This window comes from Roseovarius bejariae, assembly GCF_009669325.1.
Lineage (GTDB): Bacteria > Pseudomonadota > Alphaproteobacteria > Rhodobacterales > Rhodobacteraceae > Roseovarius > Roseovarius bejariae.
On sequence record NZ_SZWE01000001.1, the window covers coordinates 2,129,516 to 2,153,895 of the forward strand.

The 24,380-nt window shown below is 60.5% G+C and carries 25 protein-coding genes; 18 read left to right on the forward strand and 7 right to left on the reverse strand.

All coding sequences use genetic code 11. The features are described 5' to 3' along the window. The first annotated feature begins 58 nt into the window (after positions 1 to 58). Genes FDP25_RS10180 through FDP25_RS10205 form a run of 6 tightly spaced genes read left to right on the forward strand, consistent with a single transcriptional unit; the run spans position 59 to position 5,487 of the window. Complete coding sequence (locus FDP25_RS10180; RefSeq protein ID WP_154151340.1) at positions 59 to 511, forward strand: c-type cytochrome; 453 nt, start codon at positions 59 to 61, stop codon at positions 509 to 511. Positions 512 to 526: 15 nt separating this feature from the next. Further along, positions 527 to 1,891: a cbb3-type cytochrome c oxidase subunit I gene (locus tag FDP25_RS10185; protein ID WP_154151341.1), complete on the forward strand. Its 1,365-nt coding sequence runs from the start codon at positions 527 to 529 to the stop codon at positions 1,889 to 1,891. A gap of 5 nt (positions 1,892 to 1,896) precedes the next feature. Continuing rightward, a complete protein-coding gene (locus FDP25_RS10190) occupies positions 1,897 to 2,709 on the forward strand; it encodes a CbbQ/NirQ/NorQ/GpvN family protein (RefSeq protein ID WP_154151343.1) in 813 nt (270 codons plus the stop codon). Positions 2,710 to 2,718: 9 nt separating this feature from the next. Next, positions 2,719 to 4,656: a nitric oxide reductase activation protein NorD gene (locus FDP25_RS10195; protein WP_154151345.1), complete on the forward strand. Its 1,938-nt coding sequence runs from the start codon at positions 2,719 to 2,721 to the stop codon at positions 4,654 to 4,656. Positions 4,657 to 4,663: 7 nt separating this feature from the next. Continuing rightward, the gene (locus tag FDP25_RS10200; RefSeq protein ID WP_154151347.1) at positions 4,664 to 5,212 is read left to right on the forward strand and encodes a cytochrome c oxidase subunit 3; all 549 of its coding nucleotides are present in this window, start codon (positions 4,664 to 4,666) and stop codon (positions 5,210 to 5,212) included. A 5-nt stretch (positions 5,213 to 5,217) separates the two neighbouring features. After that, positions 5,218 to 5,487, forward strand: coding sequence for a cytochrome C oxidase subunit IV family protein (locus tag FDP25_RS10205; RefSeq protein WP_154151349.1), 270 nt, complete (start codon positions 5,218 to 5,220; stop codon positions 5,485 to 5,487). 112 nt (positions 5,488 to 5,599) lie between these two features. On the opposite strand, the gene FDP25_RS10210 is transcribed toward FDP25_RS10205, so the two are convergent. The 3 genes from FDP25_RS10210 to FDP25_RS10220 form a co-directional block, all read right to left on the reverse strand. Further along, complete coding sequence (locus FDP25_RS10210; RefSeq protein ID WP_154151351.1) at positions 5,600 to 6,307, reverse strand: Crp/Fnr family transcriptional regulator; 708 nt, start codon at positions 6,305 to 6,307, stop codon at positions 5,600 to 5,602. Between the two features lie 168 nt (positions 6,308 to 6,475). Next, a complete protein-coding gene (locus FDP25_RS10215) occupies positions 6,476 to 7,240 on the reverse strand; it encodes a beta-keto acid cleavage family enzyme (RefSeq protein ID WP_154151353.1) in 765 nt (254 codons plus the stop codon). After that, a complete protein-coding gene (locus FDP25_RS10220; protein ID WP_154151355.1) occupies positions 7,237 to 8,559 on the reverse strand; it encodes an aspartate aminotransferase family protein in 1,323 nt (440 codons plus the stop codon). The genes FDP25_RS10215 and FDP25_RS10220 overlap by 4 nt, the downstream gene beginning before the upstream one ends. Before the next feature lie 112 nt (positions 8,560 to 8,671). Here FDP25_RS10220 and FDP25_RS10225 point away from each other — a divergent pair, with 112 nt between their 5' ends. The 4 genes from FDP25_RS10225 (at position 8,672) to FDP25_RS10240 (ending at position 13,691) form a co-directional block, all read left to right on the forward strand. Further along, positions 8,672 to 9,535 (forward strand): MurR/RpiR family transcriptional regulator, encoded by an 864-nt coding sequence (locus FDP25_RS10225; protein ID WP_246175812.1) that lies wholly within the window; start codon positions 8,672 to 8,674, stop codon positions 9,533 to 9,535. A gap of 33 nt (positions 9,536 to 9,568) precedes the next feature. Beyond that, positions 9,569 to 10,537: a TAXI family TRAP transporter solute-binding subunit gene (locus FDP25_RS10230; protein WP_246175813.1), complete on the forward strand. Its 969-nt coding sequence runs from the start codon at positions 9,569 to 9,571 to the stop codon at positions 10,535 to 10,537. 107 nt (positions 10,538 to 10,644) lie between these two features. Then, complete coding sequence (locus FDP25_RS10235) at positions 10,645 to 13,263, forward strand: TRAP transporter permease (RefSeq protein ID WP_154151359.1); 2,619 nt, start codon at positions 10,645 to 10,647, stop codon at positions 13,261 to 13,263. After that, positions 13,260 to 13,691, forward strand: a complete 432-nt coding sequence (locus tag FDP25_RS10240) for a universal stress protein (protein ID WP_154151361.1) — start codon at positions 13,260 to 13,262, stop codon at positions 13,689 to 13,691. Before FDP25_RS10235 ends, FDP25_RS10240 begins: the two co-directional genes overlap by 4 nt. A gap of 74 nt (positions 13,692 to 13,765) precedes the next feature. On the opposite strand, the gene FDP25_RS10245 is transcribed toward FDP25_RS10240, so the two are convergent. Next, the gene (locus tag FDP25_RS10245) at positions 13,766 to 14,230 is read right to left on the reverse strand and encodes a c-type cytochrome (protein ID WP_154151363.1); all 465 of its coding nucleotides are present in this window, start codon (positions 14,228 to 14,230) and stop codon (positions 13,766 to 13,768) included. A gap of 150 nt (positions 14,231 to 14,380) precedes the next feature. Between FDP25_RS10245 and FDP25_RS10250 the strand changes: the two genes are divergently transcribed. From FDP25_RS10250 to modC, 4 genes are all read left to right on the forward strand, one after another. Continuing rightward, positions 14,381 to 15,523 carry an amidohydrolase gene (locus tag FDP25_RS10250; RefSeq protein ID WP_154151365.1) on the forward strand — a complete coding sequence of 381 codons (1,143 nt, stop codon included), beginning with the start codon at positions 14,381 to 14,383 and terminating at the stop codon, positions 15,521 to 15,523. A gap of 87 nt (positions 15,524 to 15,610) precedes the next feature. Beyond that, positions 15,611 to 16,396, forward strand: coding sequence for a molybdate ABC transporter substrate-binding protein (gene modA / locus FDP25_RS10255; protein ID WP_154151367.1), 786 nt, complete (start codon positions 15,611 to 15,613; stop codon positions 16,394 to 16,396). 10 nt (positions 16,397 to 16,406) lie between these two features. Beyond that, on the forward strand, positions 16,407 to 17,102 hold the full coding sequence (modB, locus tag FDP25_RS10260) for a molybdate ABC transporter permease subunit (RefSeq protein WP_154151369.1): 696 nt from the start codon (positions 16,407 to 16,409) through the stop codon (positions 17,100 to 17,102). Further along, a complete protein-coding gene (modC, locus tag FDP25_RS10265) occupies positions 17,099 to 18,181 on the forward strand; it encodes a molybdenum ABC transporter ATP-binding protein (protein WP_154151371.1) in 1,083 nt (360 codons plus the stop codon). The genes modB and modC overlap by 4 nt, the downstream gene beginning before the upstream one ends. 88 nt (positions 18,182 to 18,269) lie before the next feature. On the opposite strand, the gene FDP25_RS10270 is transcribed toward modC, so the two are convergent. From FDP25_RS10270 to FDP25_RS10280, 3 genes are all read right to left on the reverse strand, one after another. Next, positions 18,270 to 19,385 (reverse strand): site-specific DNA-methyltransferase, encoded by a 1,116-nt coding sequence (locus tag FDP25_RS10270; RefSeq protein WP_154151373.1) that lies wholly within the window; start codon positions 19,383 to 19,385, stop codon positions 18,270 to 18,272. 89 nt (positions 19,386 to 19,474) lie between these two features. Continuing rightward, entirely contained in the window at positions 19,475 to 20,107 is a 633-nt protein-coding gene (locus tag FDP25_RS10275) for a ribonuclease HII (RefSeq protein ID WP_154151375.1), read from the reverse strand. A 90-nt stretch (positions 20,108 to 20,197) separates the two neighbouring features. After that, positions 20,198 to 20,737 (reverse strand): hypothetical protein, encoded by a 540-nt coding sequence (locus FDP25_RS10280; protein ID WP_154151377.1) that lies wholly within the window; start codon positions 20,735 to 20,737, stop codon positions 20,198 to 20,200. A 186-nt stretch (positions 20,738 to 20,923) separates the two neighbouring features. On the opposite strand from FDP25_RS10280, the gene FDP25_RS10285 reads away from it, so the two are divergent. The 4 genes from FDP25_RS10285 (at position 20,924) to FDP25_RS17405 (ending at position 24,019) form a co-directional block, all read left to right on the forward strand. Continuing rightward, positions 20,924 to 21,166, forward strand: coding sequence for a hypothetical protein (locus FDP25_RS10285; protein WP_154151379.1), 243 nt, complete (start codon positions 20,924 to 20,926; stop codon positions 21,164 to 21,166). 15 nt (positions 21,167 to 21,181) lie between these two features. Then, positions 21,182 to 21,886, forward strand: a complete 705-nt coding sequence (locus tag FDP25_RS10290) for a winged helix-turn-helix domain-containing protein (protein ID WP_154151381.1) — start codon at positions 21,182 to 21,184, stop codon at positions 21,884 to 21,886. Positions 21,887 to 21,936: 50 nt separating this feature from the next. After that, positions 21,937 to 22,572, forward strand: a complete 636-nt coding sequence (locus tag FDP25_RS10295) for a hypothetical protein (protein WP_154151383.1) — start codon at positions 21,937 to 21,939, stop codon at positions 22,570 to 22,572. Between the two features lie 157 nt (positions 22,573 to 22,729). Next, complete coding sequence (locus FDP25_RS17405; protein ID WP_154151388.1) at positions 22,730 to 24,019, forward strand: DUF6538 domain-containing protein; 1,290 nt, start codon at positions 22,730 to 22,732, stop codon at positions 24,017 to 24,019. Positions 24,020 to 24,380: the final 361 nt, after the last annotated feature.

Here is a 24,380-nt window from a genome sequence, read left to right on the forward strand (position 1 = left end):
CGCCCCGGCCCGCGCCCCAAACATGCCCCATCGGACATAACGCGCGAAGGAGATCATCATGCGCGAAGTAATGACCAAGAGCATGGCCCGCAATATCTTCTACGGCGGCTCCCTGTTCTTCATCATCATCTTCCTTGGACTGTCGGTGCATTCGCATCGCTATATCGTGACAACCTCGACCGATGCCGAAGGGCTGACCGAAAGCGTCGCACTGGGCAAGAAGGTCTGGGAAGACAAAACCTGCATCAACTGCCACTCGATCATGGGTGAGGGGGCGTATTTCGCGCCCGAACTGGCCAATGTCATGACCCGTTGGGGGGCCACGGATGACCCCGAGGCCGCCTACGAGATGCTCGACGGCTGGATGAAATCCCAACCCAGCGGCATCGAGGGGCGTCGCCAGATGCCCAACTTCGACCTGTCCGAGGAAGAGACGCGCGCGCTCGCCGACTTCCTGCTGTGGGTCGATGCCATCGACGCTCAGGACTGGCCGCCGAACGACGCGGGCTGAGAAAGGACCGGACCAATGAAATACCAATCACAAAAAATCGCGCTGGCCTACTTCGGTGTCGCGTTGGCGCTCTTCGCCATCCAGATCATCGGCGGGCTTCTGGTGGGCTGGGTCTATGTCAGCCCCAACTTCCTGTCCGAGCTGGTGCCCTTCAGCACGCTTCGGATGCTGCATACCAACTCGTTGATCGTCTGGCTTCTGCTGGGCTTCTTCGGCGCGGCCTATTTCCTGATCCCCGAAGAGGCCGAGCGCGAGATTCACTCGCCGAAACTGGCCTATATCCAGCTTGGCATTCTGGTGCTGGGGACGCTGGGCGTGGTCGTGACCTACCTCTTCAACCTGTTCGAAGGTCACTGGCTTCTGGGCAAGGAAGGGCGCGAGTTCATCGAACAACCCGTCTGGGTGAAAATCGGCATCGTCGTGGCGGCGCTGATCTTCCTCTTCAATGTCACCATGACGGTGTTGAAGGGCCGGAAAACCGCGATCTCCAACATCCTGATCCTCGGGCTGTGGGGGCTGGCGCTGTTGTTCCTCTTTGCCTTCTACAACCCCGAAAACCTTGCCGTGGACAAACAGTACTGGTGGTACATCGTGCACCTCTGGGTGGAAGGCGTGTGGGAGCTCATCATGGCCTCGATCCTCGCCTACCTGATGCTCAAACTGACGGGCGTTGACCGCGAGGTGGTGGAAAAATGGCTTTACGTCATCGTCGCCGCCGCGCTGTTCTCGGGCATCCTTGGCACCGGGCACCACTACTACTGGATCGGCACGCCGGGGTATTGGCAGTGGATCGGCTCGATCTTCTCTTCGCTCGAAGTGATCCCCTTCTTCGCGATGATGGCCTTTGCCTTCGTCATGGTCTGGAAGGGCCGCCGTGACCACCCCAACAAGGCCGCGCTCCTGTGGTCGCTGGGCTGTGCCACGCTGGCCTTCTTCGGGGCCGGCGTCTGGGGCTTCCTGCACACCCTGCACGGGGTCAACTACTACACCCACGGCACACAGATCACCGCCGCCCACGGGCACCTTGCCTTCTACGGCGCCTATGTCTGCCTGAACATCGCGATCTTCACCTACGCGCTGCCCATCCTGCGCAACCGCGATCCCTATAACCAAGTGCTGAACATGGCCGCGTTCTGGCTGATGTCGGGCGGGATGGTCTTCATGACCTTCACCCTGACCTTCGCCGGCACGATCCAGACCCACCTGCAACGGGTCATGGGAGAGTATTACATGAACGTGCAGGATCAGCTGTCGCTGTTCTACTGGATGCGCTTCGGTTCGGGCGTGGTGGTCTTCATCGGGGTTCTCCTGCTGATCTACTCGCTGGCGATGCCCCGCAAGGAAATCATCACCACCGACGCCTCGGTCGCTGCGGAGTGAACCCCATGGACGGACATATCGACCTCCAACAGAAGGGGGCGGCAGACGCCCCCTTCTACCTCGCCCAGGGCGACGAATGCGCGCTCTTCGAGGCGGCAAGCGAAAACAACCTGCCGGTCCTGCTCAAGGGGCCGACGGGCTGCGGCAAGACCCGCTTCGTGGCCCACATGGCCGCGCAACTGGGCCGCCCGCTCTATACCGTGGCCTGCCACGATGACCTCTCGGCGGCCGACCTGATCGGGCGCTACCTGCTCAAGGGCGGCGAAACCGTCTGGGTCGATGGCCCCCTGACCCGCGCCGTGCGCGAGGGCGCGATTTGCTACCTCGACGAGGTGGTCGAGGCGCGCAAGGATGTCACCGTCGTTCTGCACCCGCTGACCGACGATCGGCGCATCCTGCCCATCGACCGCACCGGCGAGGAAATCGAAGCCGCCCCCGGCTTCATGCTGGTGGCCTCCTACAACCCCGGCTACCAGAACATCCTCAAAACCCTCAAACCCTCCACCCGGCAGCGTTTCGTCGCGATGGAGTTCGACTTCCCCGCCCCCGATCTGGAAACCCGGATCGTCGCGCAGGAAAGTGGCCTGCCGTCTGACCGCGTGGCGCCGTTGGTGCGCCTTGCAGGCAAGCTGCGCGCACTCAAGGGGCAGGACCTCGAAGAGGGTGTCTCGACCCGCCTTGTCATCTATGCGGCCACCCTGATCGCCCGCGGCATGTCCGTGGATCGCGCGATCGAGGCGGCGATGATCGAACCGCTGACCGATGACGAGGATACCAAACGCGGGCTCCTAGATCTTGTGACGGCCATCTTCGGGTGAGGTATGGTCATGAGCAGGATTGAAATCGAGCCATGGGAACCCGAAGAAACCATCGGGAAACTGTGGCACGCTTTTGCCAGTCGTCTAGATGCCCCCCAGTTGCATCACGGAGCCGCGGTTGACCTCTCCGAGGTCAACGGGCGGCTGGCAGTCCTATTCCGGGGCCTTGGCGGTGCCCCCTCGGTCGAGATCAGGCCGGTCTCGCCCGAGGTGTCGCATCACCGCCTTGGCCTCCTGCGGCGGCTCGGCACCGAGGCCGAGATCACGCCACGCGCCAGTTTCGACGGAGAGGCCCTGCGCCTGCCCGAGTCTCTGGCCGTTTTCCCACAGCGCGAATACAACGGCGCGCTGTACCTCTGGCTGGTCGCGGCTGTGGCACATGCCCCATCCCACCACCCCGACACCGACCCGCTGCGCGCCGACCTGCGCGCGCTTATGGCGGCGCGACAGATGACCGACACGGCCCTTGCCGCCGCGCCGGGCCTGCGCGATCTGTATGGCGCGCTTTGTGCTGCCACGCTTGCACAACGCAGCGTGCGATCCTTGCCGCGTACCGAACAGGCGGTCGAGGATACCATACGCCACCTTCTGGGCGATCCGGCCCCGCTTGGGCCCGAGGCACAGACGGTCCTGTCGGCCACCGCCTCGGGCGAGATGGATACCCTCACGGCACCGCGCGGCTACCGTCCGTTCCGCCCCGTCGTCCTCTGGCCCGACCTGCGCGAACTGGTCTTCAGTGCCGGGGCCGAGGTCGAAAGCCGCGATACCGAAGGCACCCCCGAAGAGGCCGGGCAGGGCACCCATCGCGCCCGCCGCCGCAAGGCCGACCAGGCCGAACGCAACGACAGCCTGATCCTCCACAAGTTCGAGGCGATCCTCAGTTGGGCGGAATTCCTGAATCTCAACCGCCGTGTTGACGACGACGACCCCGACAGCGCAAAGAAAGCCGCCGATGATCAGGATGAAATCGGCCTTGGCCAAATCTCCAAGGCCCCGGCCACGCGCCTGAAACTGCACCTCGATCTCGCCCCCGAGGATGTGGACCGCGAACGCCTCTCCGGGGTTCTGACATACCCCGAATGGGATACGCGCACCGGCCAATACCTGCCCGATCACGTACGCGTTCTGACCAGTCCCGCAGATCCGGATGATAACCTTCCCTCCTTCCGTCAGGACCCACGTGCCGCGCGTCGCATCCACCACGTCAAGCGCCAGTTCGAGGCCCTGCGCCCCGGCCGCATTTCCATTCCCGGACAGTTGGACGGCGACGAACTGGACATGGAGGCGGCGGTGCGCGCCCGGGTCGATATCCTCGCCAACGGTGCAGGGTCCAACCGCATCTGGCGGCAATCCCGGCCCGTGGCCCGTGATCTGGCCGTGTCGATTCTGCTCGACGTGTCGCGCTCGACCGAAAGCGCCGTGGGCGACCGCGCCGTGATCGACATCGAACGCGAGGCTTTGGCCGCCTTGGCATGGGGGCTCGACGCCTGCGGCGACGATTTCGCGATCCACGCCTTTTCCTCGCTCAAGCGTGACCGTGTCTATGTTCAGGAATGCAAGGATTTCGGCCAACCCATGGATGTTTCCGTCGAACAGCGCATCGGCGCGCTGCGCCCCGGTTTCTATACCCGGCTTGGCGCGGCGGTCCGGCATTGCTCGGCCGACCTGTCGAAACAGGCGCGCAAGCGGCGGCTGCTTTTGGTCATCACCGATGGCAAGCCCAACGACCTTGACCATTACGAGGGCCGCCACGGCATCGAAGACACCGCCATGGCGGTGCGCGAGGCCCGCCGCGCGGGTCACTCCGTGTTTGGCGTGACCGTCGATAAACAGGCCAAAAGCTGGTTCTCACGCATGTTCGGGCGCGGCGGTTTTCACGTCATACCCCACCCCGAACGCCTGACCGAGGCGCTTCCGATGATCTACCGCGAACTGGTCGGGGCGTGACCGCCCCATGAGCGACGAAAGCGTTCTGGACGAACTGCCCGGCGACCTGATGATCTGGGTTCTGATCGTCAGCGAATTGCTGGTCTTCGGCGCGGGGCTGGCCGCCTTTCTGGCCGTGCGCATCACTGACCCCGCAGGCTTTGCCGAGGCACAGGATGCGCTGCACCGCACCGGGGCAGGTGTGAATACCGTGGTGCTTGTCACCAGTGGCGCACTGGCGGCATGGGCCCTGCGCCTGCGCGAAAGCGCGCGCCGGGGCGCAGCGCGTCTTGCGCTTGTGGTGGCGGCGGCGCTGGGCGTGGTGTTCCTCTGGATCAAGGGGGCCGAATACGCCGCCAAGGCCGCCCAGAGCATCACGTGGGACACGCATCCTTTCTTCACTTTCTACTACCTGCTCACCGGGTTTCATGCCGCGCATGTCGTGGCCGGTGTTCTGGTGCTGCTGCTGGTCGCGTGGAAAGACGCCCCCCGCAACATCGAGGCCGGGGCCGCCTTCTGGCACATGGTCGATCTGGTCTGGGTGCTGCTCTTCCCCGTCATTTACCTGCTGAGGTGATCTTGATGCCCGCCGATCCACTCCTTCGCGCATGGCTCTGGCTGATCTTTCTCAGCTTCGGGTCGACTCTCGTGTCACTCTGGCCCTGGCCACCCGCGCTTGCGGCCCTCGCCGGGGGGCTGGTGCTCGGGCTGGCGTGGCTCAAGGCGCGGGTGATCCTTTCGCGCTACCTTGGCCTCTGCGACGCCCCGGCGTGGCGGCGCGGGTTCGGGATTTCCCTGGCGCTCTTCTGCCTGCTGCTTCTGGGGCTTTATCTGGCCCCGGCATTGGCCTGAGGTCCTCCTGCGGGGCAACTCCGTGTCGTTTCGTACGATACTTTCGGTGAGGCCCCCGGGTTTCGTACGAAACTCGCGTACAAAACGTACGACTCGTACGGAATGCGCGCGCCTACAGCGCCTTGTTCCAGGCGGCGGCAGGGTCCTCGTCGGCATAGGTTCGCAGCGCCTCGATATCGTCGATGCTCGCGTGGTTCCGCGCCACCTTGACCCCGATGGGTTTGAGCTTGGCAAAGGCGCGTGACAGGCTTTCTGGTTTCATGCCCAGCCGGCCCGCGATCAATATCTTGTCATAGGGCAGGGTCACGACACAATTTCCGGTATCGTGATCGCACAGATGAAGCAAAAATTCTGCAACACGCTGTGCCCCGGTTTGCGCCTTGATTTGCTCGACCTGACTGACCAGTTCGTGCAAGTGGCGGAACGTGGAAGCAAGGACCGCCATGCACATATCCGGCTCACGCCGCATCATCGACACGAAGGACCGCGCCGAAATCAAAAGGATTTCACAATCCGTCACCGCCTCCGCCGACACCGGATAGTCCAATCCTCGAAAGGCCACGGCTTCTCCGAAACTATGGCCGCGGGTGAAGACGTTGACCACCGCCTCGTTGCCGTTCGGTCCCACACGGTACAGCTTTACCCAACCATCCAGCACGATATGAATGGATTGCGCTTTTTCGCCATGCAAAAAAAGGGTTTCCCCGCGGCTATGCCGACGGGCGACCGCGTCAGAGAGAAGGCTTTCGACCACGTCTTCCGGCAGGCTCCGTAACAAGACGGAGTCATGTGCTGCGTCGAAATTTCGAGATCCTACCATAACGTCTGGACCATCTTTGAAGCAGAGCGATATGCTCATGCTCTTCCAGTCGTTAATCTATATGGCTTTTCAAGGCAACGTCTCTGGTTGCTCGGGACTGCAAGCGATTTGGTGTGCTTGGCCAATAAGGTTTCTACGGCAGGCGCCTTCCGCAGAACGATGACATGATCAGCCACAGGCCAGATGAACCTGACGTACGCGTTCGGCATTGTCTCGAGCCAAGCTGCCATCATCGTGCCAGATAGAATTTTCGAACCCGACGCGAAGTTTGCCGCCCCGCCGATGCGCCTCAACGAGGCAGGCGGTTTCCCCTCGCCCGAAGGCGCAGACGGCCCAATCGGGGGTCAAGCCCGTGGATTTCATTCGGGTAAGAAAAGGGGTCAAATCCGAAGGTTCACTATTCTGATCAATGCTGTAGCGGCCAAGCACGAAGAGGAGTTGCAGGCCGGAGTCATGCAGGAGTGTACCGGGAAGTAGCCGCGCAAGAAGGTCAAACTCTGTCGCATCATACATGATATGCTGCACGGCGATGCCCCTGGCGGCGCATTCTGCGTAGAAGTCGGTTGCAGTGACATCAGGCGTGTCTTTCACCATCTCGCGCAAAGCCACTGAAACGAGTCCAGCACCGGATTCGAGGGCCACCCGGCGCTGATGCGGGGCGGCGTAGTGCCCGGCGGCCTCGGTGGTGATTTGAAGGGCCATGCCGGGTACGGCTGCCCGAAGCTCGGTCAATGCTTCGCGATAAAGCCCGGCATCGAGGGTGTGCAGGCCCTCAGTATCACGCAGATGCAAGTGCAAGCCATCTGCGCCCTCACGGGCACAGGCCCGCGCGGTCTCGACGATCTCGGGGAGCGTAATGGGAAGCGCGGGGTGATCGGCTTTCATGCGGCGTGCGCCATTGGGCGCAACCATAAGGTTCGGCAATGCAATCATGGCAGCGCGGCGTTCAGGGCTTTTGACAGTTTGTCCACCAGTTCGCCAACCTGATTTTCGGTGAGGATGAAGGGGGGCGCCAAAAGAACATGATCCCCTTGACGTCCATCAATTGTTCCCCCCATCGGATAACAGATCAGCCCGGCCTCGAAGGCGGCGGCTTTCAAGGTTTTGTGGACAGAAAGTTCTGGGTCGAAAGGGGCCTTGGTGTCCCGGTCCGCAACCAGTTCGAGGCCCCGGAACATGCCGCGACCGCGAATGTCGCCCACATTGGGATGCTGACCGAAGGTATCGTTCAACGCTGTTTCCAGTATCGCACCCATTTGGGCGGCGCGCTTGGTCATACCGCCATCGGTCAGCTTTTCAACCACGGCATCCGCCGCCGCGCAGGCCATCGGATGCCCGATATAGGTGTGCCCATGCTGGAAGAAGCCCGAGCCATTCTCGATCGCGGCGTAAATCGTCGAGGTGCACAGCATCGCGCCAACCGGCTGATACCCGGCCCCCAGCCCTTTTGCGATGGTCACGATATCGGGGGCGATGCCATCTTGTTCACAGGCGAACAGTGTGCCGGTGCGTCCCATCCCGCACATCACCTCGTCAAGGATCAGCAGAATCCCATGGCGATCACAGATTTCGCGGATACGCTTGAAATACCCCGGTACGGCGGGCACCGCCCCGGCGGTTGCACCGACCACGGGTTCCGCAACGAAGGCGATGACGTTCTCGGGGCCGACGCGCTGTAGTTCGGCTTCCAGTTCATCGGCCACGCGCTGACCATAGGCCTCTTGCGTTTCGCCTTCCTCGCGCCCGCGATACTCGTAGCAAGGCGAGATATGGCTGGTGTCGATCATCAACGGGGCGAAGGGTTCGCGGCGCCATGCATTGCCGCCCGTGGACAGCGCGCCCAAAGTGTTGCCGTGATAGCTTTGTCGCCGTGCGATGAAGCGGGTACGTTGTGGTTCACCCCGTTCAAGGAAATATTGCCGCGCCAGTTTGAGGGCCGCTTCGACCGCCTCGGAGCCGCCAGAGACGAAATAGACCCTGTCGATCCCATCGGGGGCATGTTGAATCAGCCGATCCGCGAGTCGTTCGGCAGGTTCGGACGTGAAGAACCCCGTATGCGCAAAAGCGATTTGGTCGGCTTGCGCCTTGATCGCAGCGATCACCTCGGGGTCGGAATGCCCAAGGCAAGATACCGCTGCGCCTCCTGATCCGTCCAGATAACGCTTGCCCGAACTGTCGATGATATAGGCGCCGTCACCTTGTGCGGCGACGGGCGGGTGGGCTCTGGTGTGGCGGGGGAAAATATGGGTCATGATTTCCAGTCCTGAAGGGTGACGTAACTGAAACAGATGATTCAATCATTGACAATAGATGAAACACCATGGACCATCTGTTTCAGGGAGCTCAGACGGGAGGATCGGCGGCTTGACCGAGTCGTTCGAACAAAAATTCGCTCGCAATCTTGACGGCCTCAGCGAAAAGCTGCGGCAGGCCGGAGAATATGTGGCGCGTCATCCCGTGGACACGGCCACCCGTTCGCTCAGAACGGTCGCGCATGATAGTGGCCTTGCTCCCGCATCTTTTTCACGCATGGCGCGGGCCATCGGCTATGAGACGTATGAAGACGTGCGCGAAGCGATGCGCGAAAAGATCGGTCGCCGCGTGCGCAGCTTCGCGGAGCGGGCCGAGGACCTTCAGAATACCCATTCAACCGCTCAACGCGGGTTTTTCGATGCGCATGTGTCAGCCTGCCAGACCAATATCGCCACCCTGTTTCAGGATATTGACCGTGATCTTCTGGAGATGACGGTTGAGCGGTTGCACAAGGCACGCAACGTGCGCCTTCTGGGGGCGCTCGGTTCGACAGGGGTGGTCGAATACATGGCCTACATGGCGAATTACTGCACCACCAACTGGGCCATGGTCAGCCGGATGGGGGCTTCTCTTGGCGCGGGGTTGGCGGGGCTGGATGCCAGCGATGCGCTGATCGTGGTGACCAAGCCGCCCTTTTCGACCCGGTCGATCGAGGCAGCGGACCTGGCCGCAGGCCAGGGCGCGTTCGTCGTTGTCATTACCGATACCCCGGCTTGCCCGGCGCTGCGCCATGCCTCTGCGGGCTTCGTGGTGCCAACCGAAAGCCCGCATTTCTATTCCTCTTACGTGGCGACGATCGTTTTGGTCGAAACGATTATCGGAATGATCGTTAGCCGCGCAGGTCCGGCCGCGCGAGAACAGATCGCGCAGGTCGAAGATATCAACCGCCGTCTCGGAGAAGTCTGGGCCGGTTGAAGGTAACCAAGCATCAACCAAAGGGAGAAAGTGATGTTTTCTAAGTTCAAGTTCACAATGGCCGGCGCGGCTCTGGCCGCGATGATGGCCCCGGCGGCCCACGCCGAGGAGTTCATCACCATCGGCACCGGCGGCGTGACCGGGGTCTACTATCCCACGGGTGGCGCCATCTGCCGTCTGGTCAACAAGGGCCGCAAGGATCACGGCATTCGCTGTTCGGTCGAATCCACGGGTGGTTCGATCTACAACATCAAGACCATCCGCGCGGGCGAACTGGAGTTCGGCGTTGCGCAATCCGACTGGCAGTATCACGCTTATAACGGCACCTCGAAATTCGAGGATGATGGCGCCTTTGAAGGCCTGCGCGCGGTGTTCTCGGTTCACCCCGAGCCGTTCACGGTCGTCGCCCGTGCCGATGCCGGGATCACCAACTTCGAGGACCTCAAAGGCAAGCGTGTGAACATCGGCAACCCGGGATCGGGCCAGCGTGGCACGATGGAAGTTCTGATGAATGCGCTGGGCTGGACCACCGATGATTTCGCTCTGGCGACCGAGTTGAAAGCCGCAGAACAAAGCCAAGCCCTGTGCGACAATCAGATCGACGCGATGGTCTATACCGTGGGTCACCCCTCGGGCTCGATCCAGGAGGCCACCACGGCCTGTGACAGTGTGCTGGTGAATGTCAGCGGTGACGCGGTGAACGGTCTGGTCGACGAGAACTCGTACTATCGTCTGGCGACCATTCCCGGCGGGATGTACCGCGGCAACGATGGCGATGCGCAAACCTTTGGCGTCGGTGCAACCTTCGTGACCTCGGACGCAGTCAGTGAAGAGGCGGTTTATACCGTTGTGAAGTCTGTCTTCGAGAACTTTGATGACTTCAAGAAGCTGCACCCGGCCTTTGCCAACCTCAAGCCCGAGGAAATGGCCACTGCTGGTCTTTCGGCCCCGCTCCACGCCGGTGCCGCGAAGTACTACAAAGAACAGGGCTGGATCGAATAATCCGGCTTTGCCTAGGAACAGGGGCCGCGTTGCCCCTGTTTCGCCCCGATAAGAAGAACAAGTAGACCGACGCGCCAAGCGTTGTCAGGGACAGGGAGTTGAACGGTATGACAGATAATTCAGGCGGCAAAGGCCCGCTGAGCGAAGCCGAGCTACAGGAGCTTGTATCCTCAACTGATGGCGGGGCGCGGGAACCGGCAGGCACCGTGGGTTTGATGCTGGCGGTAATCGCCGTCGTCTGGTCGCTGTTTCAAGTGCTGTTGGCATCGCCCATATCGAATTACGTCCTGCCCGGCGACCTGATCAACAACTCGCGCCAGATTCACTTGGCCTTTGCGATCTTCCTGGCTTTCATGGCCTACCCGATGTTCAAATCCAGCCCGCGCAGCTATGTGCCGATCTACGACTGGGTTCTGGCGCTCGCGGGGACGTTCATCTCGCTTTATGGTTATTTCTTCTATCAAAAGATCGTCGACAACGGCGGGTTGGCCGATCACACCGATAAATGGTTTGCCTTGGTCGGGCTTATCATTCTGTTCGAGGGTGCGCGCCGCGCACTGGGCCCGGCCATGGCGATTATCGCGACGATATTTCTGGCCTATGTCTTTTTCGGCTCGTCCGACTGGATCCCCGAGGTTATCCGCTGGAAAGGGGCCAGCCTGCAAAAGGCGATGAGCCATATGTGGATCACCTCCGAGGGTGTGTTTGGCATCGCACTTGGGGTCTCGACCAAATTCGTTTTCTTGTTCGTGCTGTTCGGCGCACTTTTGGACAAGGCGGGCGCGGGCAACTATTTCATCAAGATGGCCTTTGGCGCGCTGGGCCACCTGCGCGGCGGCCCGGCCAAGGCCGCTGTCGTCGGCTCGGCGGCAACGGGCCTGATTTCCGGTTCTTCCATCGCCAATGTCGTGACCACCGGCACCTTTACCATCCCGCTGATGAAGCGGGTCGGCTTTTCCAGTGAAAAGGGTGGCGCGGTCGAGGTGGCCAGTTCGGTCAACGGGCAGATCATGCCACCAGTGATGGGCGCGGCGGCCTTCCTGATGGTGGAGTATGTCGGCATTTCCTATGTCGAGGTCATCACCCATGCCTTCCTGCCTGCCGCGATCAGCTATATCGCGCTGGTCTACATCGTTCACCTCGAAGCGGTGAAGAACAACATGCCCACGCTGGGCGACCGGGTGGTCAGCCTTGGCCGGACCATCGGTGGCATGTTCGTTTTTTTCGCGGGGTTCGCGGGGCTGTGCTATGGTGTGCAGTATCCCGTGGGCTGGATCGTGTCGATGTTCCCCGAAGGCTCGGGGACGGTGCTCTCGGCGCTTCTGGTGCTGGCCTATATCGCTCTCTTGTGGCTGGCGGCAGGCGTGCCTGATCTCGAACCCGACGACCCCAATTCCGAGGACGTGCGCCTGCCGGTGGTGGGCGAGATTTACAAGGCGGGGCTCTATTTCCTGCTGCCGATCATCGTGCTGGTCTACTTCCTGATGATCGAACAGAAATCCCCCGGCCTGTCGGCCTTCTGGGCCACCGCGCTTTTGTTCGTGATCCTGATCACGCAGCGACCTCTGAAGGCGATTTTCCGGGGTGAAAGCGATACGGCCAATGCCATGCGGGCAGGTCTGATCGACCTGCTTCAGGGTCTGATTGCGGGCGCGCGGAACATGATCGGCATCGGCCTTGCCACCGCCACGGCAGGTGTGATCGTGGGAACGGTGACACTGACCGGTGTGGGGCAGGTCATGGCCAACCTCGTGGAGTTCCTCTCGGGCGGCAATCTGATCCTGATGCTGGTCATGGTGGGCCTTCTCAGCCTCATCCTGGGCATGGGCCTGCCGACCACGGCCAACTATATCGTGGTCAGTTCGCTTATGGCGGGTGTGGTCGTGGAGCTGGGGGCGCAATCGGGGCTGATCGTGCCGCTGATCGCGGTGCACCTGTTCGTCTTCTACTTCGGCATCATGGCCGATGTGACACCGCCCGTGGGATTGGCCAGTTTTGCCGCCGCCGCCGTGTCGGGGGGCGATGCGATCCGAACCGGGTTTACCGCGTTCTTCTACAGCCTGCGCACGGTGGCCCTGCCGTTCGTGTTCATTTTCAATACCAACCTGTTGTTGATTGATGTGACTTGGGTGCAGGGGATCATAACCTTCGTGGTCGCGACAATTGCGATCCTTGTCTTTACTGCTGGCACGATGGGCTGGTTCCTGACAAAAAGCCGGATCTACGAAAGCCTTGCCTTGGTGTTGGTCGCCTTCGCGCTGTTCCGGCCCGATTACTTCATGGACCGTATCCAACCGCCCTTCGAGATGGTCGAACCGGCCAATCTGGAACAGGCGCTTGGCGCGGCCAATCCGGGTGATGAATTGCGCATGGTCGTCTCCGGCCCTGATTTCATTACTGGCGAGCCGAAGGATACGACACTGGTTCTGACTAAGAAGGACGGTCTGGATGGTGCTGCCATGTTGCAGGACTACGGGCTGGCCCTGATGGAAGAGGAGGGCAATGTCCTGCTTGAAGAGCCGATGTTCGGGACGCCATTCTCGGAGACGATGCAGGGGTTCGATTTCTACGGTGATGATCCTGTCGTGGTTCAGTCGGTCAAGGCCCCCGCGAGCCAATGGCCGCAGGAGTTGATCTTCATTCCCGCGCTCGTGCTTCTGGGGCTGATTGCCCTGCTTCAGCGCGCTCGCATGACCAAGCAAGCCAACGAAGGAGTACCCGCATGACCGGCCCTGTTCTATGTGCAGTCGATATCAGCAACCCGCACCGTGACGATAACGTGTTGAAGGCCGCCGCACGGCAGGCCGCCCTTGATGCGGCACAGCTTGACGTCATCACCGTTGTTCCCGACTACGGCATGAGCGTCGTGGGCACCTACTTTGACCAAAGTCACCACGACAAAGCGGTCGAAGAGGCCCGCAAGCGGTTGAATGATCTGGTGTCCGAGGTTCTGGGCGATGAGGCCAACACCAAGGTGCGCCACATCGTGGCCACCGGCAATGCTTATGACGAGATCCTGCGCGTGGCAGAGGCTGACAAGGCATCGCTGATCGTGATCGGTGCGCACAAGCCGGATTTCAAGGATTACCTTCTGGGGCCCAATGCCGCGCGGGTCGTGCGGCATTCGAATTGTTCGGTCTATGTCGTGAGATAATCTTACCCAGCCCTTTCAATGGCGGGCCAAGAGTGGAGCGGGTGAATGCAGGTCCGCGCAGGCCGTTCGCGTCTTCATTCGGTTGGGGCCTGAATGGACTGTAGGTAGTGGACCAAAGCATAAATGCGGTTTCTGACCCGAAGTTCGTTCAGCTCGTCAGGCCCCCATTGTCCGGTTGCCGCTGTCATGTAGCGATCCCCCCATACTGGCATTTTACGGGGTCCATGGGCGCCGACATCGGCCCGACCGTCGATGACGGCATACACCCGTTCCATGGGAAAGGTGCCGCCATTCCCGGCTGCAAGTTGGGTAAGGTCACCGGGGTTCACACCGCTGAACACTCGCGTCAGAAACCCGGCTCCCTTGCCGTCTTCACCATGACAGGATGCACAGGAATTTTGGAACTCCCAATCTTTCGGAGTTATCATCACGGGCTCCATTGTTTCGGGATCGTAGGTCGGTTGTGCCATCGCAGTCCCGGTGCCTGCAAATAACGTCACATTTGCGACCAAGATCATCACCTTTTTCAAAGAAGTCATATCACCTCTCCTTCCTTTGCATGGTTGCAAGAGAAGTCTGACGCTTCACTCGGTTTGTCACATTAACGTCCGTCAACTGCCGTGCGAATTATGCCTCTGTTATGCTAGGGCATTTCGGCTAGACTATTCGGCATTCGGCAGGAGACCCCAATGGCAAGCGGCCCCGACGACCTCATCACCCTGCGGCGCGAGTTCCACATGAAACCCGAACTGGGCTTCAATGAGGAGCGTACCAAGGCACGCATTGCCCGTTTCCTACGCGACCTCGGGCTTGAGGTGCATGAAGGCATCGGTGTCATCGGCATCCTGCGCGCGGGTCAAGGTAATCGCGCCATCGGGTTGCGCGCCGATATGGATGCCCTGCCGATCCATGAAACGGGCCACCATGACCACGTATCGCAAGCGCCCGGCGTCATGCATGCCTGCGGCCATGATGGGCATATGACCATGCTACTGGGCGCCGCGAAGGCCCTTGCCGCCGATCCGGGGTTTGACGGTACTGTGGTGTTCCTTTTCCAACCGAACGAGGAACACGGCCTTGGCGCGCGTGCCATGATCGACGAAGGCGTGCTGGATCGTTTCCCGATCGAGGAGGTCTATGCCATCCATAACCTGCCCGGTGCGCCTTTGGGGCAGGTCTCGACCCGCAAGGGCCTCATCTGTTCCAGCGAAAGCCTGTTCGAGATCCGGATCGAGGGGCAGGGCGGCCATGCCTCGATGCCGCAGGCCGGGCGCGATGCCATCACCATCGGGGCCGAACTGGTGCAGGCGCTGCAAACCATCGTTTCACGGAAACTGCCCCCGGGCGCAGGGGCTGTGGTGTCGGTGACGGAATTCCTGACCGACGGGCAACGTAATGTCTTGCCCGGACAAGCCACGCTCAAGGGCGATGTGCGCGCCCGCGACCCGCAGGACCGGGAAACGATTGAGGCCCTTATGCGGCAAATGACCCAAGGTATCGCGACCGCGCATGGTATTACCGCCGAGATGGTATTCAACACCGAATTCATAGAAACCATCAACGCGCCCGAGCCCACCGAAGCGGTGATCGAAACCGCCCGCGATATGGGCTGTGAAACTTTGCCGGATCGCCCGCCAATGAGTTTTTCCGAAGACTTCGCCCATTTTGCCGCCGCTGTTCCGGCCTGTTTCCTTCTTATGGGCAACGGTGAAGAGGGGCCGAACGCCCAACCCCTGCACAGCAGCGATTACGATTTCAACGACGCCCTATTGCCCATCGGGGCTGACTTCTGGGTTGCACTGGTTCGTAGCCGGTTGCCCAAACCGGCTTGACCTGTGCGCTTTGGTCCGCCCGGAGCAATCTTGCGATCTGTGGTCAAGTGGGTAGGTTCATGGAGTGGAAACATTGGGCAATGTTGTATGTGGGTAAAACGCATCAAAAGTGGATTTGCAAAACTGCGTCTCGCGCTGCTGTTGACCTGCGTCGTGCCTGCGCCGCTCGTCGCGGGGGAGGTCACCGTTTTCGCGGCCTCCAGCCTGACGGATGTCCTGCAACAGATCGAGCCGCGCTTCGAGGACGAAACAGGCCATGAATTGCGTCTGTCTCTTGCCGGGTCGTCGAAACTCGCCCGACAAATCCAGATGGGCGCACCGGCGGATGTATTCATTTCCGCCAATGTCGATTGGATGGACCGGCTGCAACACGAGGGCCTGATCGCGTCGGGTACCCGTCGCAACCTTCTGGGCAATGCGCTTGTCCTTATCGCGCATGACCCGGCAACGCCCCCCGTGTCCATCGGCCCAACCCTTGATCTGTCCTCCCTGCTGGGTGACGGGCGCTTGGCTATGGGATTGGTCGATGCGGTCCCGGCGGGTGTCTACGGTAAGGCCGCGTTACGGCATTTCGATTTGTGGGACGGTGTGGCGCCGAAGGTTGCGCAAGCGGCCAATGTTCGGGCTGCCTTGTCGTTTGTGGCCTCTGGCGCGGCCCCATATGGTATCGTGTATGAAACCGACGCCCGCGCCGAGGATGATGTTACTATCGTCGCCCGCTTCCCGGCTGGTTCTCACCCGCGTATCCTTTACCCTGTGGCCGCCATGGCCACGGCGGATGGTGCGGCCGTGACGGATTTTCTTGCCTACCTCGACACCGCCGAGAGCCAAGCGATTTTTGCCGAGGCGGGGTTTTCCCGCCCCTCGGACTAGGGCGGACAGGATGGAGTGGCTGACCCCCGAAGAATGGCAGGCCGTGGCGCTGTCGCTGCGTGTGGCCTTTTGGGCCACGCTCTTTTGCCTGCCCGTCGGGGTCTTCATTGCTTATGTCCTCGCCCGCTGGACGTTCCCGGGGCGGCAGGCGCTCAATATCCTTGTTCACTTGCCGCTCATTATGCCGCCGGTCGTAACGGGCTATCTTTTGCTGATCGCCTTCGGGACACAGGGGGGCGTGGGGGCGTTTCTGCAAGAGACCTTCGGTCTGACCTTTGCCTTTCGCTGGACCGGGGCGGCGCTTGCCTCGGGGGTGATGGCCTTTCCCTTCATGGTCCGTGCCACGCGCCTGTCGATCGAGGCGGTCGACCCCAAGTTGGAACAGGCCGCCGCGACCCTGGGCGCCTCCCGCGCATGGGTCTTTGCCACGGTTACCCTGCCGATGATCCTGCCGGGTATCCTGGCCGGGTGCGTGCTGGCCTTTGCAAAGGGGATGGGCGAATTCGGGGCCACAATTACCTTCGTGTCCAACATTCCCGGCGAGACACAAACCATTCCGCTTGCCATCGACCTTGCCCTTGAAACCCCGGGTGGGGAGGCGCGCGCGTTGCGCCTTGCCGTTATCTCGGTCGGGATCGCGGCGGGCGCGTTGGCCCTGTCGGAATGGGTCTCGCGCCGCATGGCCGCAAGGATAGGTGGCGCATGACGCTGTCCTGTTCCCTGCGTCATGCCTTTCAGGGCTTCACGCTTGAGGCGCAGTTCGAGGTGCCCGAGGGATTGACCGTGCTCTACGGGCGCTCCGGCTCGGGCAAGACGACGATCGTTAACGCCGCTGCGGGCCTGCTGCGCCCCGAAGAGGGGCGTATGCAGGTGAATGACTGGCTGCTTTTCGACACGGCGCGCAAGGCGTGGTTGCCACCCCACAAGCGCCGCATCGGTTATATCTTTCAGGAGGGGCGCCTGTTTCCGCATCTCACCGTCCGGCAGAACCTGCGATATGGCAGCTGCTTCGCGCCCAAGGATGCGACGCCCGAGCCGATGGCGCATGTGGTGGATATGCTGGGCCTTGGTCAACTATTGCACCGCCGTCCTGCCGCTCTTTCAGGCGGTGAAAAACAGCGCGTCGCGATTGGACGTGCCCTGTTGGCCGCGCCGCGCATGATCTTGGCGGATGAACCCCTCTCGGCCCTGGACGATGCCCGCAAGGCCGAGGTGCTGCCCTATTTCGAGCGTCTCCGCGACGAGGTGGAAATTCCTATCCTCTACGTCACCCATTCCGCGGCCGAGGTTGCGCGCCTCGCCACCACCGTCGTCGCCCTGGAGGATGGTCGCGTCATTGGGCAGGGCACGGCAGCCGAGGTTCTGGGCGATCCCAAGGTGACGCCCTTGGGGGCGCGGGCGGCGGGCGCCGTGATCGAAGCCACCATTGCCACGCATCATCCCGATGGCCTGACCGAACTCAACGCTGGCGGCACGCCGCTGTTCCTTCCCGCGCTCGGCCAGGCACAAGGCAGCACCGTTCGCGTCCGCATTGCAGCGCATGACGTGATCCTGTCCACCAAGGCGCCCGCCGAGCTTTCCGCCCTCAATATCTTGTCCGGTACCATCCACGATATCCGAAGCGGTCAGGGCCCCGGTGCCATGGTTTCGCTCGACACTGCCGCGGGCCGCATCCTTGCCCGCGTCACCCGGCGTTCGGCCACACGCCTTGGCCTGCATACCGGCGCCCCCTGCCACGCAGTGATAAAATCCGTGGCTCTCGCCCCCGAAGACATCGGCGGATAAAAAAGCCCCGCCACGAAGGGCGGGGCACGAGGTAAGTGCCTAAAGCGTCAGGCCACAGGCACCGGCGGTGTTCAGTTGTTCATGTGATTCAATTCGGGCGATCGGCCATCTCGGCACGGATCTGCTGTCGGAAAAGATCGATCGGCACACGCTTGCCTTCGCGCTTGATGCACCAATATGTCCAGCCGTTACAGCTTGGCGCGCCTTCAAGGGCCGCCCCCACCTGGTGGATCGAGCCGCGCACATCATCGCCAATCAGCGTCCCGTCGGCACGCACCTTGGCCTTGTGACGCCCGTTCATGCTCAGAAGTTCCTCACCGGGGCGCAGCATACCGCGTTCGACCAACTGCCCGAAGGGTACGCGCGGTTCGGCGCGCTTGGCCTTGGAAACCTCCAGGGCCTCGCGATCGTATTTGCGAATGCCGGCAAGGCGCTTTTCGGCCACCTTGCGATAGGCCGCTTCGCGTTCAATGCCGATAAAGTCCCGGCCCAGCATCTTGGCCACGGCGCCGGTTGTGCCGGTGCCAAAGAACGGGTCAAGCACCACGTCGCCCGGATTGGTGCTTCCGACCAATACACGGTGCAGCAGGCTCTCGGGTTTTTGTGTCGGGTGGGCCTTGTCGCCCTTGTCGTCTTTCAGGCGCTCATGCCCGGTGCAAATCGGCAGAACCCAGTCACTGCGCATCTGCACGCCTTCGTTCAGCGATTTCAGGGCTTCGTAGTTGAAGGTGTATTTCGCGCCTTCCTGTTTCGACGCCCAGATCATCGTTTCATGTGCATTGGTCAGGCGCTTGCCCCGGAAATTCGGCATCGGGTTCGATTTGCGCCACACGACGTCATTCAGAATCCAGAAGCCTTCGTTCTGAAGCGCGGCACCGACGCGGAAAATGTTGTGATAGCTGCCGATCACCCAGATCGCGCCATTCGGCTTGAGCAACCGACGCGCGGCTTTCAGCCATTCTCGCGTGAACTTGTCATAGGCCTCGAAGCTGGCGAACTGATCCCACGCATCGTCTACCGCATCAACCGCGCTGTTGTCGGGCCGGTGCAAATCACCCTTGAGCTGCAGGTTATAGGGCGGATCGGCAAAGATCAGGTCGACGGATGCCTCGGGGAGGCTGTTCATCATCTCGATGCAGTCCCCGTCCAGAATCGTATTGAGTGGGAGCGCTTGCGCACTCTTGGCTTTGGTCATCGTTTTCATTTTCTGCCTCTGTCCCGGCGCTTTGTGCGCTCTGGTCGTTGAGGTCAAAGATGAGTCAAAGCCGATTCGCCGTCAATTTCTTTTTTGAATCAGTCACTTACAGATTTTTCTTGATACAAGATATTGTGTACCGGCTTGAAGGAACGTCTATGGTGTGGGGTCACACCAAGATTTTGAAGGGCCTCTTTGTGGGTTTTCGATGGGTAACCTGCATTGCTTTCCCATCCATAGCCGGGGAACTGTTGCGCCAAATCCCACATGATGCGGTCGCGCCTTATTTTAGCCACAATTGAGGCCGCCGAAATCGACAGCGAAACCGCATCGCCCTTGACGATGGACCGGGCGGGAATGGTCAGACCGCGGGGGATCATGTTGCCGTCGATCAGCGCGATGTCGGGCGGGGTGGATAACCCGGCAATCGCCCGTTCCATCGCCAGATGCGAGGCGCGCAGGATGTTAAGCTCGTCAATCTCCTCGACGCTGGCATGGGCCACTGACACCTCTGCGCAGGTCATCAAGGCATCGTGCAGCGCCTCGCGCCGCTTGGCGCTGAGTTTCTTTGAATCGTGCAGGCCGTCGGGAACGTTGCCGGGTTCCAAAATCACCGCCGCTGCCGTTACCGGCCCGGCCAATGGCCCGCGTCCTACCTCGTCCACGCCAGCGACGCGGGTGGCGCCCTGCGTGATGGCCTCTTGTGCATGTGAAAAATCCGGTCCTGTCATGGGATGCTAAAACCATGCCTTGCCCGATAATGCAAAAGGGAAGGGCAGATGCCCTTCCCTCCGATCTGCTCGATAGTCTGATGCTCCGCCTTACCAGCGTGCGTTTGCCTCACGATAGCCATGCCGATACAGGCAGCGGCCCCGATAAATGGTGCGCAGCTTGCCATGACGGCTCCGCACGCTCGTCTTGCAGGCACGTGGCAGGCTATTGGCATACCCGTAATTCCGCGTCAGGCAGTACCGCCCGAAACCACGAATGGATTGTCCACCCCGTACGCGGACTTGGGTCCGGCAGGCCCCCGGCAGCAATTTGCGTTTTACCCGATTAGGCAGGGGGCGGGCATGATTGTTGTTGCGTTGGCGCTTGTTCCAGTTGTCGCGATTTTTCCGATGACCCCATTTCTTGCCATGTCCACGATGCCGGTTGTCATGGCGCAGGTGACCGCGGTTGCGGGTCACGCGATCCCTGTCGTCGTCGGCGTCGGCAATGGCCGCGCCGAGGATGGCAAGGGCGGCCACCCCGGCGATGACTTTGGCCGCGTCTTCGGCGTCGGCGCGGGCGGGGGCGGCGCTCAACCCGGTTACGGCCATGGAGGCCGCCACAATGAGTGTAATGAACTTGCGATGCATGGGTCTTGTCCTTTCGTCAGGTTGATCCAAGGCCGGACCCGAGTGGCCAAGCCGATATCCCAACTTGATGCGAGGGCCGAAAGACAGGCAATAACGGCCCCTTGTTATCCGATAACAGGCAATAATTATCGCCTTTGCGCCGTATGGATATTGAATAGCCATAGGCTTTCGGCGCACCTTGGGCGCATGACACAGAAAATCCTCTCCCTCACCTTGGTCAGCGCACTGGCCCTTTCCCTGCCCGCCATGGCGCATGCCGCCTGCGTGGCCGAATACAAGGCCAAGCGCGATAATCCGCTGGAACTTCATTACGATGTGGCGCAAATCAGCGGCCCCTGTACGATACGGAACGCACGTACACAGTTGGCCGATCAACTGTCCCGCCGCGGGCTGACCCTTCTCAAGGTGCTCTCGGTGTCCGAGCAATAACTCAGGGGGTTTCCGTTGTCCGAGTCCCAAGCCACCGCTTCCGAGGCCCGCCGGTCGGGCACCCGCGTCGTCACCTTCGGGGTGGCCGCCGTGGTGCTGATCCTCGCCCTGGCCGCCGTGTTCCTGTTTCTTAGCCTGCCGGATGCCAATGCCTTCAATGCACGGGTCGAACGTATCTTCATCGAGAACGACGCGCTCACCTCGGATGCCGAAATCAAACTGCTGGAAATCCTCGCGCTCTCTGGCACCGCTTTTTCCGAGACATTAAGCAGCTACCGCATGGTGATCTTCGTGCTTCTGGTCTTTGCCACGGCCCTGCTGGTGGCGGCCTTGGTGTTCCTCCTGATGCTCGTGGCCCTCAACCGTCGCATGGCCCAGATCGAACGCTCCGGCATTCAGGTCAGTTCGCTGCTTATCAGCCGCGAGGAAAACGCCGTTTATCTCAACAACCACGGTTTCAAACTGACCGATGCGGCGATGGAAACCCTGTCCATCCTCGCCGAGGCGCGGATGGACGACGACGTGCTGACCGGCGCCCAGATCGAGGCGATGATCTCGGGGCGCTCCGCCGATGATTGCGAGGAGGCCGCCGGAGCCACCCGTATCAAGCGCCTGCGTGATACTCTGGGCAACCAACTGGTCAGTGAGCTTTTGGTCAAAAATATCGCCCGACGTGGATATATGCTGGCGATTGATAAGGATGTGATACGGGTCATCTGACAAGGGAGGAGCGGGCTGACCCACCTCCCTTATGGGTCCGTGTCACATGAATGGCAGCTTTTGACTGCGCGTCCTTCATCGCGATGAGGTTGTGCCTGTCCTCGGAATATTGCTCCAGAAAGTCGCGCCTGCGCAGCTTGCGTTCCTCTTCAAGGTTCTTCGCGTCCGGCAAAGGCTCGACATGGGCGCAGTTGCGCAGGCAGTTGATCGAGACCTATGCGGACATTGATACATCTGCCTTGGATGACGACACGTTGCCCACCACGCTTTTTCTGTCGACAAAGCCTAAACACCAACCCGGCCAATCGGTCGGTCGCAAGGCAATCTCCTGCGAGCGGTCGATGAACGCCAGGCTCAAGAGCAGCCGAGGTGGGCTTGTACGTGATCAAAAGGCCCGTGCGAAGGGATACATGAAGCTCTTCGATACTCGTGCCGCGTGGTTCGACGAAAGCGGAAATCTAGCAGTGCCGCGCGTCGCAAGCCCGCTTTCGCTGCCACGGCTGTTCGAGGGCAGGGGAGAGTGCCCGGATCATGAGGTGATGCTGTTTGCACTGAGCTATGGGCCAGCTGGCCGAATTCTGGAATTTAGGCAGGTGATCTCGAACCCATCCTTGATGGCAAAAGTTGCCGACGCCCGCAAGACCAGCATGACGTCAGATGTGGAAGAGGCCGATTTTGATCTCTGACCAAACCCTGTGCCAATTATTGTAATGGGCTGAAAGACGGCGCTGGCGACCCCGGCAGGAAGGGGTGATACAAAGGGGCGCGACCCTTATGTTATTGATATCTTGATCATATTTCCATATTCACGACACACAAACCGCCACACATTAAGGTTGAGACGTGAAGACGAAGAACCACCATATGATCAAGCGCGGGGACCGCTGGCACTTCAAAATACGCATACCCGCAGACGTGCATCAGTTCTACGAGGCCAGAGCATCTAAGTTCGTCGAGGGGTCTCTCAAAACCAGTGATGTAACTGCCGCAAGAAAACTGCGTGACGCCAAGCTCAAAAGCTATCAGGACCTGTGGTCCGAGATGCGTATTCGCCAAACACGAGGGCAGCAGTCTAACACATCAGCTCCCTCAACCTACATCAGCGACGATGCGTACCTGTTGGAGGAGCGCGAAGAATCGCCAGAAGAAACATCGCAGCACATTTCTTTTCTTTGGGACAAGATTGACCGACTCGCTCATCGCAAAGCGTCATCGGAGGGTATTGAGGATCTTAACGATGCACGAGAGGACGTAATCAATAGTCCCGCGGGGGCTGAGATATGGCGGGAAGTACAAATCCTGCAGGGTTCGCTAACACCACTTGAGCCATATTGTTGGGAATGGTTCGAGACAAAACGTGGCAAAGCACACAAGACCAAGACCGAGTATCGTCGCGCTATTTCAATTCTTTTGAGTAACTTCCCTTACAAAGAGGTCATTAACCAGCGCAATGCTAGGCGGTTTCTACACGACCTATTGACCGACAATGCTAAGGCAACGGTCCAGAAGTACACGACAGCTTACCGTGGCATCTGGCGTTATCACGGTTGGCCGAGTGACACTGAGCTGTGGTCGGTGCGTGAGATGGACAGCGCTGTTCATGCGATACGCGTCAAATCCATCACAGACGAAGACTATCTAATGATCATGGAAGCTCTCAGGGGAACCCGCAGGCGCAGACTTTGGCTGGCCATCAAGATCGCAGCATACAGCGGGGCATCAAGAAGCGGCGTTTGCGGGGTGAGACTTGAAGGAGCAAACACAGACACACCAACGCTCTATCTGCCCGAAACGAAAAAAGATTGGCGCACACGTCGCATTCCCTGCCATCCAGAAATACTCGATGATGTAGCCGAATGGAGCAGGTCGCCTCTCGCAGATACAACGCTGACCAACGAGTTTACCGAAGTGAAGAGAGAATTGGGCTTCGGCAGAGACAAAGTTTACCATAGCTTTAGGCACTCGGTCGCCAACAAGTTGGAAAACGCTCGTGTCAGTTCGCGCGAGATCAAGCGATTACTGGGACACAGAATTGGCAGCATAACCTTCGATACATATAGCGCTGAAGGTCTCGAATATGATGTCCTGAGTGAGGTAATTGGGAAGATCACTTGGCCAGATGTGAAGTGGTGAGAGTATCTAGGTTCCACCATTCCAGTGACAGCTAGACAGATGCCGCGAGAGCGGAAATCAAGTGTAGGATTTAGTCCACCAAATCTGTCCACTGGTTGGTTCGCAGCAGGCCCTCAGGGGCGTCACCACCGCGTCTCTCGGGGGTTGCCCCCCTATGAACTGCTCAAGCTGCCTCAGGCGGCGCTATGTGAGTCCGTGTGGGCTTCCTCAATGTGTCGATAGGTTTTCAGCAATAGCTTGGCTACAGCTAATCCCTAGGGTCTCGCCTTTCCACTTCGTGGTGGCGGCGGGGAGGTCTCTTCGTCTAGCATTGCAGCATGTGCTTATCCCTATAGCCTTCCACTCCCTGTGGGGAGGTGGA

What these genes read in the sequence shown, in the direction of transcription:
- FDP25_RS10275 (WP_154151375.1), bottom strand. Translation starts at nt 20,107, where the DNA reads ATGACAGGACCGGATTTTTCACATGCACAAGAGGCCATCACGCAGGGC.
- FDP25_RS10230 (WP_246175813.1), top strand. Translation starts at nt 9,569, where the DNA reads ATGTTTTCTAAGTTCAAGTTCACAATGGCCGGCGCGGCTCTGGCCGCG.
- FDP25_RS10270 (WP_154151373.1), bottom strand. Translation starts at nt 19,385, where the DNA reads ATGAAAACGATGACCAAAGCCAAGAGTGCGCAAGCGCTCCCACTCAAT.
- FDP25_RS10195 (WP_154151345.1), top strand. Translation starts at nt 2,719, where the DNA reads ATGAGCAGGATTGAAATCGAGCCATGGGAACCCGAAGAAACCATCGGG.
- modB (WP_154151369.1), top strand. Translation starts at nt 16,407, where the DNA reads ATGGAGTGGCTGACCCCCGAAGAATGGCAGGCCGTGGCGCTGTCGCTG.
- FDP25_RS10250 (WP_154151365.1), top strand. Translation starts at nt 14,381, where the DNA reads ATGGCAAGCGGCCCCGACGACCTCATCACCCTGCGGCGCGAGTTCCAC.
- FDP25_RS10220 (WP_154151355.1), bottom strand. Translation starts at nt 8,559, where the DNA reads ATGACCCATATTTTCCCCCGCCACACCAGAGCCCACCCGCCCGTCGCC.
- FDP25_RS10200 (WP_154151347.1), top strand. Translation starts at nt 4,664, where the DNA reads ATGAGCGACGAAAGCGTTCTGGACGAACTGCCCGGCGACCTGATGATC.
- FDP25_RS10190 (WP_154151343.1), top strand. Translation starts at nt 1,897, where the DNA reads ATGGACGGACATATCGACCTCCAACAGAAGGGGGCGGCAGACGCCCCC.
- FDP25_RS10240 (WP_154151361.1), top strand. Translation starts at nt 13,260, where the DNA reads ATGACCGGCCCTGTTCTATGTGCAGTCGATATCAGCAACCCGCACCGT.
- FDP25_RS10205 (WP_154151349.1), top strand. Translation starts at nt 5,218, where the DNA reads ATGCCCGCCGATCCACTCCTTCGCGCATGGCTCTGGCTGATCTTTCTC.
- FDP25_RS10285 (WP_154151379.1), top strand. Translation starts at nt 20,924, where the DNA reads ATGACACAGAAAATCCTCTCCCTCACCTTGGTCAGCGCACTGGCCCTT.
- FDP25_RS10210 (WP_154151351.1), bottom strand. Translation starts at nt 6,307, where the DNA reads ATGGTAGGATCTCGAAATTTCGACGCAGCACATGACTCCGTCTTGTTA.
- FDP25_RS10295 (WP_154151383.1), top strand. Translation starts at nt 21,937, where the DNA reads ATGGCAGCTTTTGACTGCGCGTCCTTCATCGCGATGAGGTTGTGCCTG.
- FDP25_RS10215 (WP_154151353.1), bottom strand. Translation starts at nt 7,240, where the DNA reads ATGATTGCATTGCCGAACCTTATGGTTGCGCCCAATGGCGCACGCCGC.
- FDP25_RS10235 (WP_154151359.1), top strand. Translation starts at nt 10,645, where the DNA reads ATGACAGATAATTCAGGCGGCAAAGGCCCGCTGAGCGAAGCCGAGCTA.
- modC (WP_154151371.1), top strand. Translation starts at nt 17,099, where the DNA reads ATGACGCTGTCCTGTTCCCTGCGTCATGCCTTTCAGGGCTTCACGCTT.
- modA (WP_154151367.1), top strand. Translation starts at nt 15,611, where the DNA reads ATGTGGGTAAAACGCATCAAAAGTGGATTTGCAAAACTGCGTCTCGCG.
- FDP25_RS10180 (WP_154151340.1), top strand. Translation starts at nt 59, where the DNA reads ATGCGCGAAGTAATGACCAAGAGCATGGCCCGCAATATCTTCTACGGC.
- FDP25_RS10185 (WP_154151341.1), top strand. Translation starts at nt 527, where the DNA reads ATGAAATACCAATCACAAAAAATCGCGCTGGCCTACTTCGGTGTCGCG.
- FDP25_RS10280 (WP_154151377.1), bottom strand. Translation starts at nt 20,737, where the DNA reads ATGCATCGCAAGTTCATTACACTCATTGTGGCGGCCTCCATGGCCGTA.
- FDP25_RS10245 (WP_154151363.1), bottom strand. Translation starts at nt 14,230, where the DNA reads ATGACTTCTTTGAAAAAGGTGATGATCTTGGTCGCAAATGTGACGTTA.